This window comes from Kitasatospora humi (genome assembly GCF_020907985.1).
GTDB classification, from domain to species: Bacteria; Actinomycetota; Actinomycetes; order Streptomycetales; family Streptomycetaceae; genus Kitasatospora; species Kitasatospora humi.
The window spans coordinates 1-16,117 of the sequence record NZ_JAJJPA010000066.1 but is presented as its reverse complement, the minus strand read 5'-3'; the positions used below and the strand labels follow the sequence as shown (position 1 = coordinate 16,117).

The 16,117-nt window shown below is 70.2% G+C and carries 4 protein-coding genes; 2 read left to right on the top strand and 2 right to left on the bottom strand.

Translation table 11 applies throughout. From position 1 onward, the window contains the following. Positions 1 to 124 precede the first annotated feature (124 nt). Entirely contained in the window at positions 125 to 268 is a 144-nt protein-coding gene (locus LN042_RS38170) for an RNA-dependent RNA polymerase family protein (protein ID WP_230055194.1), read from the top strand. Between the two features lie 460 nt (positions 269 to 728). Here LN042_RS38170 and LN042_RS33365 read toward each other — a convergent pair whose 3' ends face one another. Further along, positions 729 to 2,510: a fatty acyl-AMP ligase gene (locus LN042_RS33365; protein ID WP_230055193.1), complete on the bottom strand. Its 1,782-nt coding sequence runs from the start codon at positions 2,508 to 2,510 to the stop codon at positions 729 to 731. A gap of 976 nt (positions 2,511 to 3,486) precedes the next feature. On the opposite strand from LN042_RS33365, the gene LN042_RS33360 reads away from it, so the two are divergent. Next, on the top strand, positions 3,487 to 5,382 hold the full coding sequence (locus tag LN042_RS33360; protein WP_308191907.1) for an ABC transporter ATP-binding protein: 1,896 nt from the start codon (positions 3,487 to 3,489) through the stop codon (positions 5,380 to 5,382). Between the two features lie 579 nt (positions 5,383 to 5,961). Here LN042_RS33360 and LN042_RS37505 read toward each other — a convergent pair. Next, a partial coding sequence (locus LN042_RS37505) for a non-ribosomal peptide synthetase (RefSeq protein ID WP_283843992.1) occupies positions 5,962 to 16,117 on the bottom strand: 10,156 nt, incomplete at its 5' end.

Below are 16,117 nucleotides of genomic sequence, written 5' to 3'. Positions count from 1 at the left end.
CCCGCACAGGACGGCTCCTTCCGCTGACGGGCCTGGCTGCACGTCCATCGGGCCCTTCCCGGCTCGGCCGCACCACCGTCTACCGCAGTGCTCCTGCCCCTGCTCGACGCGATCCCACCGGCTGGTGCGCAACATGCTGACAGCCGGATACCTGGAGGGCTGGAAATGGGGTGCCACTCTCTCCGGAGCGCCGCAAGGCGAAGTGGCCTCCCCGGTCCTGTCCGACATCTACCTGTACAGGCTGGACGAATTCGTCGAGAAGTTCTGATCCTGGAATACACCCGTGGAGAGCGCCGGGCCAGGAACCCGGCCTACCTGGAGTTGCAGAATCTGCCGGCGAAAGCCCGCCGGCGCGGCGACCGAGCCCAAGCCCGGACGCCGCGTCAGTGGATGGTGAGCCTGCCGAGCGCGGATCCCAGCGATCCGTCATATCGCAGGCTTCGCTGCATCCGCTACGCAGACGAGACGTCCTCCGGCTGCACCGACTGCAGTGCGTCATGGCGACGGCCATGCTCAAGTCCCTTGCGGGCAAGCACCGTTCGACCGTGACGAAGATGGCCGCCAAGCACAAGGCGATCACATACGCCGGATGCTCGCGGGTGGGCACCAAGGGGGCGGGCAGGCCGCAGGTGTCGACTGCGGCGCGGAGTTCGGCGGGGAACTCCTCAGCATCGTCGAGGACTACGGCGTGACGCGTCGCGGCGCGGCGGTGCCGGTGCGGACGGGCGTCACACGGCTTCGACTGCTGCGGTCAACTGCCTTACTCCTGGCTCGAGTTCCGCATGCAGGGCGGTGATCGCTCCAGCCAGGAAGCGGTCGCGCATCTCGGCGCGCTGGATCTTGCCGCTGGTGGTGCGGTGGACGCTGCCGCGCCGCACCAGCAGGACGTTGCGGATCGGCGCACCGGTGGCGGCGGTGAGGCGGCGGATGACGGCCGCCGCGGCGGCGCGCAGTTCCTCGGCCGACAGGGTCGGGCTGACCTCGTGCACCAGCACGATCCGCTCATCAGGGGCCTGGACGCCGAAGGCGGCGCCGACGAACCCCTCCAGCGCTGGATGGGCGGCCCGGGCCTCGTGTTCGAGGTCGTGCGGGTAGAGGTTGCGGCCGTGAACGATCATCACCTCCTTGAGCCGGCCGGTGATGAACAGTTCGCCGTCCGCCAGGGCACCCAGGTCGCCGGTGCGCAGCCAGCCGGGTCCGGTGTCGTCCTCGCCGGCCGGGCGGGCGTGGAAGGTGCGGGCGGTGAGGTCGGGTTTGTCCCAATAGCCCCGGCCGACGCTGTCGCCGCGCAGCCAGATCTCGCCGACCTCGCCGGCGGGCAGGCGGCGCAGGGTGGCGGGGTCCACGATGAGGGTGTCGAAGGCCTTGGGACGTCCGACGCCGGTGATCTCCTTGCCGCGGCCGTCATGAGCGGGAACCAGCGCCGGGTGGTCGGCGTCGGCGAGGCGCCGGGGGTCGACGACCAGGACGGTCGGCTGGCGCGGGATGGGGGTGCCGCTGGCGTAGACGGTGACCTCGGCCATGCCGTAGCCGGCGACGACGGCTTCGGGGCGCAGGCCGATCTGTGCGAATCGCTTGGTGAACGCGGCGATGGTGGGGACGTGGATCGGCTCGGAGCCGTTGCACAGGAAGCGCAGCGGTGACACGTCGAGCCCGTCGAGCTGTTCGTCCTGGATGAGGCGCAGCGCGACGCCGTACGCGAAGTTGGGGGCGGAGCTGGCGGTGGTCCGGAATTCGTTCATCATCCGGAACCATTCGACGGGCTTGCGGGCGAACGTCGCCGGCGGCATCAGGACCGCTGATGCGCCGTAGAAGAGTGCGCAGCTGAGCTGGACGAAGAGACCGAAGTCGTGGTGCAGCGGCATCCAGCTGCCGAACGAATCGTCACCGTCCAGGCCCATGACGGAGTGCAGGGCCGCGAGGTTCGCCTGGACGTTGCGGTGAGCGAGCATCACGCCCTTCGGGGTGCCGGTGGAGCCCGAGCTGTACTGGAGGACGGCGAGGGTGTCCTGGTCGGCGTGGCGGCCGCGGAGCGCCGCGGGGGGTGCCTCACCGGTCGGCACCGGAGCGGCGGCCCGGACGGGTACGTGGCCCAGGCCCTGCGCGTGGAAGCGCTCGGTGAGGGTGTCGAGGTCCCCGGCGGTGCCGAACACCAGTCCCGGTGTGCAGTCCGCGGCGATCGCGGCGACGCGCTGGGCAGCGCTGGTGGAGCCGGTCGCCGGCGGGGCGGGCACGGCGGTGACACCGGCCAGCAGGCAGGCGAGGTAGAGCTCGACGAACTCGGTGCCGGTGGGCAGCGCGATGAGGACGCGCTCGCCGGGGGCCACGTGCTGCGCCAAGTCGGCGGCGCGCAGGCCGGCCCGGCGGGCGAGTTCGGCGTAGCTGAGGCTTTCGTGCACGGCCTCGACGGAGTTGCGGTAGATGGTGACCGCGGTCTTGTCGGGGTGTTGGGCGACGCGGGCGGCGAACGCATCGCCGAGGTTGCGGTAGCCGGTCAGCTCGAAGGCCATTGCTTCCCCCTGGGCTTGGCGCTGCGTCGGTCTGGGCGGCGCGCGGACATGCACGGCGGCGCGCGCCGCACGGCTGGGTGGTGTCGTTCTCGACTGTCGCGATCAGGCTGTTCGGCCGCAGCCCTGCCCACGGTTACTCGGCCGGTCCAGGTGTCCTGACGTCCGGCTTCGCCGAACTCCGTCGGTTCCCGGCGGCGCAGACCACTATGCCGCAGCCCGTTTTTTTTGGCGATGGTGCGGGTGTTCAACCCGGTGCAAATGATCAGCACGGGTGTTGAACCATCGCGGTGACCCAGCTGAACAAGGACCGGCGGGGGGATGCCGCGCCCCCGGTACGGGGGTTTTCCGGGAGCGCGGCGGTCTCACGCTAGGCGACGGGGTGGAGCCGGTTCGTCCTCCCATCGGACGACTGCGGGGCCGTGGCCTCCGTCGCAGGGATGCCGTCGGACGGCTGAGGGCGGCCGGGCCGTGCGGGAAGCAGGGGCGCGGGAAGCGGCCTGCAGCCCGGCTGACTGATCACTGGAGCCTCCGGACGATCCGCCGCAGCGACTTGGCACCGCGAGCACGACGGACAGGCGGGGGCTGTGCTCCCCGCCGCCCCGCGCCAACGGTGACCACGATGAGGCGGCGGACCTCCCTGGCGCGTCGCACCCGCGTCCGTGCAACTGCCGTCTGGCGGCAGTTGCACAGGCCGACCGTGTGCCGTACAGAGCCTGGACCGCTCCGACGACCGCGAGCCCAGGACGGGTGTGCGGCTTCCCGAAGCACCCGCCCGCCGATAGGGTCACCGAGTTGAGGGATTGACCTGCCCACGGCCTGCGGCTGAGGACGCCGAGGCCCTGCCGTGCCGCGACGTGATGGAGATCCCCGACTGCGGCCGACTCGGAAACCCGGAACGTCGAACGCATTCAGCACCACGATCACCGACTTTCTCAGGCATGTCCTGACGTGCCATCAGAATGCGAGGTAGTTGTCCATGGCGATGACGGGCGGGCCGGGCCTCGGTCCCCTTGGACGGCTCGACGACGAATCGATCACCAAGCAGCGGGTGAGACCCGGAACGGTTCGCCGGATCATCCCCTACGGCACCAGGTACCGCTGGCCGCTGGCCCTGCTGCTGCTGACCACCGTCGCCGACGCGGTCATCACGGTCAGCAACCCGCTGCTCCTCAAGATGATCATCGATGACGGCATCATCCCCCGGCGCACCAGCACTGTCGCTTGGCTGTGCGGCGTCATCGCCGCGCTGGCCCTGATCGACGCGGCGGCCGTGTACCTGCAGGCCTGGTGCTCGGGCCGGATCGGCGAAGGACTCGTCTTCGACCTACGCAGCAAGGTCTTCTCCCACGTGCAGAAGCAGCCGCTGGCCTTCTTCACCCGGGCGCAGACCGGCTCACTGGTCAGCAGGCTCAACGCCGATGTCATCGGCGCCCGCCAGGCCGTGACCACGCTGCTCACCGAGTCGGTGTCCACCCTGCTGACCATCGTCATGGTCCTCGTCGCGATGCTCTACCTGTCCTGGCAGATCACCGTCGCGGCCCTGGTGATGATCCCGTTCTTCCTGCTGCCGGTGCGCTTCATCGCCGGCAAGCTCCAGCGCATCACCCGCGAGACCATGCAACTGGACGCCGAGATGAGCTCGATGATGAACGAGCGCTTCAACGTCGCGGGTGCCATGCTCGCCAAGCTCTACGGCCGCACCGACGACGAGACGAAGCTGTTCAGCAGCAAGGCCGGCCGGGTGCGCGACGTCGCCGTCGCCGGGGTCGTCTACGGGCGGATGCTCTTCATCATCGTCACCGTCCTCACCGCCCTCACCACCGCGCTGGTCTACGGACTGGGCGGCAGTCTGACCATCGACGGCACCCTCAAACTCGGCACCCTGGTGGCCATGGTCACCCTGCTGCTGCGGCTCTACGGACCCGTCAACCTGCTCTCCACCTTGCAGGTCACCGCGATGACCGCCCTGGTCAGCTTCGACCGCGTCTTCGAGGTCCTCGACCTGGAGCCGCTCGTCGCCGAGCGTCCCGACGCCCGGGAACTGCCCGCGGCACCGACGGGCGACGCGGCACCGGAGATCGAGTTCGACCAGGTCCACTTCCGCTACCCGAGCGCCGGCGAAGTCTCCCTCGCCTCGCTGGAGTCCATCGCGCTGCGCCGCCCCGAGCGGGCCGACGACTCCTGGACCCTCCAGGAGCTCAGCTTCCGCGCTCCCGCAGGCAAGTTGACCGCCCTGGTCGGACACTCGGGCGCCGGCAAGACCACCATCACCCAGCTCGTGCCGCGCCTCTACGACCCCAACCAGGGGGCCGTACGGATCGGTGGCCACGACATCCGCGAGCTGACCCTGCAGTCGCTGCGCGAAACCGTCGGCGTCGTCACCCAGGACGCGCACCTCTTCCACGACACCCTGCGCGCCAACCTCGAGTACGCCCGCCCGGGCGCCACTGAACAGGAAGTGATCGAGGCCTGCCAGGCCGCGCTGATCTGGGACACCATCGACGCCCTCCCCGACGGCCTCGACACCGTCGTCGGCGACCGCGGCTACCGCCTGTCCGGCGGCGAGAAGCAGCGCATCGCGCTGGCCAGGCTCCTCCTGAAGGCCCCGCCGATCGTCGTCCTGGACGAGGCCACCGCACACCTGGACTCCGAGTCCGAGGCGGCCATCCAGCGCGCCCTCAAGACCGCGCTGCACGGCCGGACCTCGCTGGTCATCGCCCACCGCCTCTCCACCATCCGCGAGGCCGACCAGATCCTGGTGGTCGAGGCCGGCCGGATCCGCGAGAGCGGCACCCACGACGAACTGCTCGATGCCGGCGGCGTCTACGCCGACCTCTACCGCACCCAGTTCGCCCAGCAGTCCCCCGCCTGACCGGTCCGGCCGCGCCGACCGCCGGGCGGTCGGCGCGGCCGGATGCCTTCGGCAGCAGAAACGGGCAGCGGGGCAGCCGGTCCGGGCTCCACAGGAGACGGCCACGGCCTGGGACCTCCACCAGGTCCTCCACCAGGTCCTCCACCAGACTGTGGACGACTGCGGACCCTGCTCGCCACCTGGGCCGGCGCACGCCCTGCCTCCCACCGCGACACACCCGCACCAGGGCGGACCCGACCAAGCCCTACTGGTCTCTTCTCGGCTTGAGATCCCCTGCCGCGCCCCCGGCACAATCAGGGCGGACGCCGGGGGCGGGCACGTGTCCCGCCCCCGGCGAACGGGGGAGTCACCGCGGGGCAGGCAGGTAGAACGTATACCCGGACGCCTCTGCGTATCGTCATCCCGTCGGACTAAACGATCACGCTGACCATCCGTCTGACGGCTACCGTCCGGCGGTGGATGCACGGCAGCAGGTCGGTCCCCCGACAACCGGGGTTGATCCTTCAGCAACTCCCGACAAAGCCGCAGCGGCCGCCGGTGGATCAATCACCGACGGCCGCTGCGCCCGTAAGGGGACCGCTACGACCGGCCCGGGCTCAGCCACTCCGCGACGGCTTCCCACACCTGGCCCAGCGTGTCAGGCCGTACCACATCGGCGTGCGCGCAGGGCAGTTGCACCTCGGTGAGCTCACCGGAGATGTACGGCTGCCACCGCTGCGCCCACGGCACATCGGTCGCCCTGCCCTCCGTCGCGACCATCACCAGGGCATCCCCGTCGAACCGACCGGGCCGGTGCTCCGCCTGCAGCCGCACGTTGTTGTCGAAGACGCGCACGATGCGGATCAGCTCCTCATCCGAGGCCCCGCCGAGGACATGGCCCAGATCCGCCCGGAGCTGCTGGATCTTCTGGGCGGGCAGGTCCCCCGCCTCCCCGGAGTTGCGGGCTGCCTCGCCGACCGCGGCGAGCTCCGCCTCCTGCTCCGCCGGGAAGGTGTCCAGGATGACCAACGCGGCCACCTGCTCACCCGCATCCTGGAGTTGCACCGCGATCTCATGTGCCAGCGCCCCGCCGAAGGACCAACCCACCAGGTGGTAGGGGCCCTCCGGCTGCACGGAACGCATCTGCGCGATGTACGCCGCAGCCATCTCCACCGCGGAGACCGCGAGTTCACTCGTGCCGTCGAGCCCGCCGGCCTGCAGCCCGTAGAGCGGATACTCCTGCGGGATGTACCGGGCCAGCGGCAGGTAGCACCAGCTCAACCCGCCTCCGGGATGCACGAGGAAGAACGGCGGCTTGCTGCCGCCCGGCCGGATGGAAAGCATGCCGCCGAGCGCGTCCTTGACCGACGACAAGGACAGCGTGCCGATCAGCCCCGCCACGGTCGGATTGGTGATCAGGTCACGCACCGACACCGACACACCGCGCGACCGCACCTCCTCCACCAGCGACACCGCCAACAGCGAATGCCCGCCCAACGCGAAGAAGTCGTCGTCGACACCGACGCTCTCCAACCCCAGCACCTTCGCGAACGCCTCGCACACGGTCTGCTCGAACGCACTCCCCGAGCCGGCGCCCTGGGGAGCCTTCGCACCCACGGCGTACTCCGGGGCGGGCAGGGCTTTGCGGTCCAGCTTGCCGTTCACCGTCAGCGGCAGCTCCTCCAACACGACCACCGCCGACGGCACCATGTACGCCGGCAGCTGTCCAGCCACGAACTCACGGACGGCCGAGACGAGTTCGGCGCTGTCGCCGTCCGCGACGACGTACGCGACCAGACGCTTGTCACCCGGTGCGTCCTCGCGCACCACCACGGCCGCCTGCGCGACCCGCGGGTGCCCGGCCACCACCGACTGAACCTCACCCGGCTCGATCCGGAAACCGCGGATCTTCACTTGGTCGTCGGCTCGCCCCGCGAACACCAACTCGCCGTCGCGCGACCACTTCGCCCGGTCACCCGTGCGGTACAGCCGCCCACCCGGCACGCCGAACGGCGACGCCACGAACCGCTCCGCCGACAACCCCGGACGACCCAGATACCCCCGCGCCAACTGCCCACCCGCAACGTACATCTCACCGGTCACACCCACCGGAGCCGGCCGCAGGAAGTCGTCCAGCACATAGACACCAAGGCCCGGGATACCGCGCCCGATCACGCTGCCCGACCCACCCTCACCCGAGGCCAGCTCGCGGAACGTGACGTGCACCGTGGTCTCGGTGATGCCGTACATGTTCACCAGCCGCGGACCGCCGTCACCATGACGCCCCCACCACCCGTCCAGACGGGCCGGATCCAGCGCCTCGCCACCGAACACCACCGCACGCAGCGACGCCACCGCCTCGGGCCGCTGCTCCTCCACGGCCGCCAACTGGTAGAACGCCGACGGGGTCTGACTCAACACCGTCACCCGCTCACGCTCGATCAGCGCCAGGAACTCCTGCGGCGAGCGCGACACCCCGTGCGGGACCACCACCACCCGACCGCCGTGCAGCAGCGCACCCCACAACTCCCACACCGAGAAGTCGAACGCGAACGAGTGGAAGCACGACCACACATCGTCCGCCCCGAAGCCGCCGAACAGCGGCCCGGCCTGCGCGAACAACCCGGTCACATTGCCATGCGTCACCACCACGCCCTTGGGCCGACCCGTCGACCCGGAGGTGTAGATCACATACGCCGGATGCCCCGGCGACACCACGCGGTCCACCGCCGCACCATCGAGCGCCGCCAACTCCGCCACCAGCGACGGCTCGTCCAACGCCGTCACCTCGACACCGAACCCATCCAGCCGACCCGCAAGCTCAGCGCAGGCCAGCACCAGGCGCGCACCCGAATCACCCAACGTGTACCCGATCCGGTCATCCGGATACGCCGGATCGATCGGCAGATACGCACCCCCCGCCTTCACCACTGCCAGGAGCGCCACCACCAGCTCCACGCCGCGCTCCATCAAAACCGCGACCACCGACTCCGGCCCCACCCCTCGGCCGACCAGCAACCGCGCCAACCGGTTCGCCCGCGCATCCAACTCCGCGTACGACACCTCGGCACCCTCGAACACCACCGCCACCGCGTCCGGCGTCCGCGCCACCTGCGCCGCGAACAACCCCGGCAACGTCGACGACGCCACCTCGGCCGCCGTGTCGCTCCACCCCTCCAGGAGCAGGCGACGCTCAGCCTCACCCAGCACGTCCACCGCCGCGAACCGCGATTGCGGAGCCTCTTCCAGAGCCGCAGTGAGGTTCGTGACGGCCGCCTGCAGCAGCGCGCAGATCCGCTCCGGATCGGCCGGTGCCACCGCATCGGCGGTCAGGAAGAAGCCGCTCCCGTTGTCGTCGACGGAGATGGTCACGGGGTAGTTGGTGCGGTCGCTCACGGTCAGCAGCCCGACGCCCTCGATGCGGGGGCCACTACCCCGTACAGCGGTCTCGCTGTGGCGGTAGTTGAAGAGGGAGGTGAACAGCGGGCTGCCGCCCGTCATCCCACTCGCTTGCTGTGCCAGCGACAGCGGCGCGTGCTCGTGCACCAGCAGCTCGGCCAGCTGGCCTCGCATGCCCTCCAGCGCCTCACCCGCGCTCTGCCCGTCCAACCGCACGCGCACCGGCAGGGTGTTCATGAACAGACCCGGCACCCGGTCCGAACCGGCGCCCGCGTTCATCCGGCCGAACAGCACCGTGCCGAACACCACATCGTCACGGCCCGACAGCGCTGCCAGCACCCGGGCCCACGCCAGGTGGAACACCGTGGCCGGGCTCACGCCCTGCCGCCGCGCCACATCACGGAGCCTGCCGGCCACTTCAGCTTCGAAGGGCACCTGGCAGCGCATCACGGCGGTGCCGTCACCATGCACATCCAGCACCCCGAACGGCGCCGTCGTCTCAGTGACGTCACCGAGCAGCTCGGCGAAGTACCGCACGTGCTCCTCACGCGGGACGCCCAGGCGGGCCTGGGCGACGAAGTCGCGGAACGGCAGCGGCTCCGGCAACGCGTCGCCCCGACCGGCCAGGAACGCGGAGAGCTCCTCCAGCAGCACGTCCTGCGAGGCGTGGTCCTGCACCATGTGGTGGGTCCGCAGCAGTGCCAGCCAGCGGTCACTGCCGGGCTCCGCCGCGAAGTGGACCGTCATCAGGGGCGCCCGGGTCAGATCCATCCACGATCCACCGAGGGCCATCAACTGCTCCACCGGGCTGGGCCCTTGCGGGTCCAACACGATCTCCTGGACCGGCAGCTCCACCCGGCGCGACACCACCTGCACCGGCTCGGCCAGGCCCTCCCACACGAACGCCGTGCGGTAGATGTCATGCCGGCCGATCACCCACTGCAGTGCCGCCAGGAACTCGTCCACGCGCTCCCGCGAGTCGAATCCCAACACCGACGGCTGCATGTAGACATCCGCCTCGGCGCCCTGATCCGCCATCAGGTGGTGGAACAGGAGGCCCTCCTGGAGCGGGGCCAGTGGGTAGACATCGGCCACATTGGCCGCGCCGCCCTCGACCTTCGCCACGATCCGCTCGATCTCCGCCGCGGTGAGATCCACCAGCGGCAGCATCTCCGGCGTGATCCCGGTGGCGCCCTCGGGGATCAGGTTCGGCGGCACCACCACCTCAACCCGCCCGGCGGCACCGGCCAGGCCGGCCGGCGTCGGGGTCTCGAAGAGCGCCTTCACCGAGACCGACACGCCTCGCGTCCGTAGGTTCTCCACCAGGGAGACGGCAAGCAGCGAGTGGCCGCCGAGGACGAAGAAGTCGTCGTCGACACCGACCCGCTCCAGGCCCAGCACCTCGGCGAACGCCTGGCACAGGATCTCCTCCTGCACCGTGGCCGGTGCCCGGCCCACGCCGGCCAGGCCCGTGTAGTCCGGTGCGGGCAGGGCCTTGCGGTCCACCTTGCCGTTCACCGTCAGCGGCAGCGCGTCCAGCACCACGACCGCGGAGGGCACCATGTGCTCCGGCAGACGCTCACCCAGGTAACCGCGCACCGCCTCGGCGATCCCCACCGCCTCGTCCTCATCGGACACCACATAGGCCACCAGGCGCTTGTCACCCGGCACGTCCTCACGCGCCATCACCGCCGCCTGCGCCACCTGCGGATGCCCAGCCAACACCGCCTCGATCTCACCCAACTCGATCCGGAAACCACGGACCTTCACCTGCTCATCGACACGCCCCAGATACTCCAACCGCCCATCCCCCGTCCACCGCACCACATCACCCGAGCGGTACATCCGCCCGCCACCCTGCTCGAACGGCGACGCCACAAACCGCTCCGCCGTCAACCCAGGCCGACCCAAATACCCACGAGCCAATTGCGCACCCGCGATGTACAACTCACCCGCCACACCCACCGGCACCGGCCGCAGAGACCCATCCAGCACGAACAGACGCGTGTTCGCGATCGGACGACCGATCGGAACCGTGTCCGCAATGTCCTGACTGGCAGTCAGCTCGAAGACGCAGCACCCCACCACCGTCTCCGTCGGGCCGTACTCATTCACCACCACCGAGTCGGGAACCCGCGCCAACCACGCCCGCACATCAGCCCCATGCAACGCCTCACCACCCACCACCAGACGACGCGTCGAACCGGCCGCAGCCTCATCCGACACCAGCTCGGCCAGCAACGGCAGATGACCCGGCACCGCCTTCACCAACCCGAACCCACCCCGCCCGGCGAGCAGTTCCGCCAGACCCTCCGCACCACCAACCGCACTCACCACCACCACCGAACCCGACACCAACGGCACCACCACACTCGTCACCGTCAAATCGAACGACAACGACGAATGCAACGGCGCACCACCACCCCCGTCCATCCCATACGCGTCGACAGCCCACCGCACATAGTTCGCCAACCCGCCATGCGTGACCGCCACACCCTTCGGGCGACCCGTCGACCCCGACGTGTAGATCACATACGCCAACTGGCCCGGCAGCAGGTTGAGTTCAGGAGCCGTCGCGGGCTGCGCCGCCAACGCCCCCACCACCAGCGGCTCATCCACCGCGATCGTACGAACCCCCCGCCCCACCGGCAGCTCGTCCAGCACCTCCTCCACACCCACCAGCACCGACGCACCACTGTCTCGCAACATGAACGCCAACCGCTCCGCCGGATACTCAGGATCCAACGGCACATACGCCGCCCCCGCCTTCCACACCCCCAACACCGCGGTCACCATCTCCACCCCACGCGGCAGACACAACCCCACCAACGACTCCGCACCCACACCCTGCGCACGCAGATAATGCGCCAACCGATTCGCCCGCACCTCCAACTCCGCGAACGACACGTCCACACCATCCGCCACCACCGCCACCGCACCCGGCATCGCAGCCACCCGCCCAGCGAACAACCCCGGCACCAACTCCGAACCGAACTCCACCCCCGTCCGGTTCCACTCCTCCACCACCAACCCACGCTCAGCCTCACCCATCACATCCACCGCCGACAACCGTGTCTGCGGCTCAGCGACAACCGTCTCCAGGACCTGGACCAACCAGCCCGCGATCCGCCGCACGGTCTCCGCGTCGAACATGTCAGCCGCCGCAATCAGCGTGCCGCGCAACCCCGCCGGCACACCCTGCGCATCAAACGCCTCACTCACGATCACGTCCAGGTCGAACTTCGACGCCAGGGCGCCCACGGCAAGTGCCCCAGGCCGCAAGCCGGGCAACTCCAACGCTGCCGAAGCCGTGTTCTGAACGGTCAACATGACCTGGTGCAGCGGGTGCCGGGAGAGCGAGCGCGCCGGCGCCAACTCCTCCACCAGCTTTTCGAACGGCACGTCCTGATGCTCGAACGCCCCGAGGCTGGCCTCCCGCACCCGCTCCAGCACCTCGCCGAAGGTCGGGTCGCCGGACAGGTCGGTACGCATCACCAAGGTGTTCACGAAGCAACCGACCAGGTCGTTCAGCGCCTCGTCGCTACGCCCGGCGATCGCCGCACCGATCGGGATGTCCGTCCCCGCGCCGATCCGGCTCAGGGTGACCGCCAACGCCGCCTGGAACAGCATGAACAGAGTCACCCCCCGCTCCCGGGCCAGCGCAGCCAACCGCTGGTGCGTCTCGGCGGAGACAGCCAGCTCCACGCTCTCGCCGCGGTGCGAAGCCGTCGCCGGGCGTTGGCGGTCCACCGGCAGTTCCAACTCCTCCGGCGCTCCGGCCAGCGCCTCACGCCAGTACGCCACCTGCCCGGACACCACACTGTCCGGGTCCTGCTCACTACCGAGCACCTCCCGCTGCCACAACGCGTAGTCCGCGTACTGCACCGGCAACGGCTCGAACCCAGGCGCCCGGCCATCCAACCGCGCCGCATACGCCACCGACACGTCCCGCGCCAACGGCCCCGTCGACCAGCCGTCCCCGGCGATGTGGTGAACCACCATCACCAACGCGTGGTCATCTTGATCGACCGCGAACAGCGTTGCCCGCAGCGGGATTTCGGACGAGAGGTCGAAGGCATACGTAACAGCCTCGGCCACCGCGGCATCCAACTTCGCTGCCCCGACCGCTACGACCGGCAGCTCGAACCCGGCCTCGCCGGCCGGCAGTACCCGCTGGAACGGCTCGCCGCCCACGACCGGGTAGACCGTGCGCAGCACCTCGTGCCGACCGATCACGTCCAGCAGCGCCTCAGCCAGGGCGCCCCGGTCCAACTCCCCAGTCAGCCGCAACGCGATCGGGATGTTGTAGGTCGCGCTCGGACCCTCCGACTGGCCGAGGAACCACAGCCGGCGCTGCGCGAACGACAGCGGCACCCGATCCGGACGTGCCATCGGGGTCACTCCCGCCCGGCCTGCGGTGGCCTGCCCGAGCCAGGCCGCCAGCCCGGCCGGGGTGGCCGCCTCGAACACCGCCCGCAGCGGCAGTTCCACGCCAAGCAGCACCCGCATCCGACTCACCAGACGGGTCGCCAGCAGGGAGTGTCCGCCCAGGGCGAAGAAGTCGTCCTCGACGCCGACGCTCTCCAGACCCAGCACCTGCGCGAACGCCTGGCACAGGAGCTCCTCCTGCACCGTGAGCGGTGCCCGACCCGTGCCGGTCGTGTACTGCGGGACGGGCAGGGCCTTGCGGTCCAGCTTGCCGTTCACCGTCACCGGCAGCGCGTCCAGCACCACCACCGCGGCGGGAACCATGTACTGCGGCAGCCGCTCGGCCGCGAAACCGGGCACCACAGCAGCCAGTTCCTCGCCGGCACCATCGCCGGCCGGCACCACGTAGGCCACCAGTCGCTTGTCACCCGGCGCGTCCTCGCGCACCACCACGGCCGCCTGCGCGACCTGCGGGTGCCCGGCCACCACCGACTGGACCTCACCCGGCTCGATCCGGAAGCCACGGATCTTCACCTGGTCATCGGTCCGCCCCGCGAACACCAACTGCCCCGCAGCCGTCCACCGCGCCCGGTCACCCGTGCGGTAGATCCGCTCACCCGGCGCACCGAACGGGTTCGCCACGAACCGCTCCGCGGTCAGCCCCGCACGACCCAGGTAGCCGCGCGCCAGACCCGCGCCCGCGACGTACAACTCGCCCGCCACACCGACCGGTGCGGGCTGCAAGTACTCGTCCAGCACGTACACCCGGGTGTTGACCACCGGCGTGCCGATCGCCACCACCGACGACGCCGGATCGCACTGCCACAACGTGGCATCGACGGTGGTCTCGGTCGGACCGTAGGAGTTGAACATCCTGCGGCCCTCGGCCCAGCGCGCCATCACCTCCGGCGGACACGCCTCACCCGCCGTCACCACCAGCACGCCACGGTCCACCGACTCCGCGTCCAACGTCGCCAACACCGCCGGCGGCAGCGTCACATGAGTGACCCCATGCTCCGCCAGGAACACCGGCAACGCCTCACCCAGGCGCCGGTCCTGCGGAATCACCACCAACGCGGCACCCGACAGCAACGCCATGAACCACTCCCACCCGAAGGTGTCGAAGCCCGCCGACGCGAACTGCCCCACCCGCGAACCAACACCGACCCCGAACCACCGCACATGACCCGCCACCTGGTGCGCCACGCCCGCATGCGACACCAGCACGCCCTTCGGGCGACCCGTCGACCCCGACGTGTAGATCACATACGCCGGATGCGCCGCGAGCAACGGCGACCGACGCTCCGCATCCATCACCCGACCAGCCTCGCAGCCGGCCAGCTCGGCAACCGTCGCAGCATCGTCCAGGACCACCACCGGCACCGACCCCGCCAGTGCCCCTGCTGTGGCACCAGCCGCCAAGCCCACCACCGGCACCGCATCACCGAGCATGTAGGCGATCCGCTCCGCCGGATAGTCCGGATCCACCGGCATGTAGGCGCCGCCGGCCTTCACCACCGCGAGCAACGAGACCATCAGGTCCACACCGCGCTCCAGGCACACCGCCACCACCGACTCCGGGCCCACTCCGCGGCCGATCAGCAGTCGCGCCAGCCGGTTCGCCCGCGCATCCAGCTCCGCGTACGACACCTCCACACCATCAGCCGCCACCGCCACCGCACCCGGTGCCAGCTCCACCCTCGCCTCGAACAACCCCGCGATCGTCCCACCGGACACTTCGACCGCCGTCTCGTTCCACTCCTCCAGGAGCAGCTGCCGCTCCGCCTCACCCAGCACATCCACCACCGCCAGACGCGACTGCGGCGCCTTGCAGACCGTCTCCAGGACGCGGACCAGCCACTGCGCCATCCGCTCGACCGTGTCCGCGTCGAACAGGTCAGCGGCCCCGACCAACACGCCGCGCAAACCCGCCGGCCTGCCCTGCGCGTCGAAGACCTCACCAAGACTCACGTCCAGGTCGAACTTCACCGCCGGCGCGCCCGTGGCAAGCGCCCCGGACTGCAAGCCGGGCAGCTCCAGGGCCGCCGACGCCGTGTTCTGCAGGGTGAGCATGACCTGGAACAGCGGGTGGCGTGCCATCGACCGCGCCGGGGAGAGCTCCTCCACCAGCTTCTCGAACGGCACGTCCTGGTGCTCGAACGCACTCAGACCGCTCTCCCGGACCCGGTCGACGAGCTCCTCGAAGGTCGGGTCGCCGGACAGGTCGGTCCGCAACACGAGCGTGTTGACGAAGAACCCGACCAACTCGTCGAGCGCCTCGTCCGTGCGCCCGGCGACCGGCGACCCGATCGGAATGTCCGTGCCCGCACCCAGGCGGTTCAGCATCACCGCCAACGCCGCCTGCAGCACCATGAACAGGGTCGCTCCCCGCTCCCGGGCCAGCGCAGCCAATTCCCGGTGCGTCTCGGCGGAAACACGCAGCTCCACGCTCTCACCACGGTGCGAGGCCGTCGCCGGGCGCCGGCGGTCTGCCGGCAGTTCCAGCTCCTCCGGCGCGTCTGCCAGGGCCTCACGCCAGTACGCCACCTGACCGGACAGCACACTTTCGGGATCGTCCTCGTCCCCGAGTACCTCCCGCTGCCACAACGCGTAGTCCGCGTACTGCACCGGCAGCGGCTCCCACACGGGCACCCGGCCCGTGGCCCGCGCCGTGTACGCCACCGACAGGTCCCGCGCCAACGGCGCCGTCGACGAGCCGTCGGCCGCCACGTGGTGCACCAGCAACACCAGCACATGGTCCGCCTCGCCGAGCGCGAGCAGCGTCGCCCGCAGCGGTATCTCCGAGGTCAGGTCGAACGCATACCCGGCCGCCTCCGCCACCGCCGCATCCAGCTCCTGCGGCGCCACCTCGACCAGCGACACCTCGAAGCCGCACTCCTCCACCGCCAGTACCCGCTGGAACGGCTCG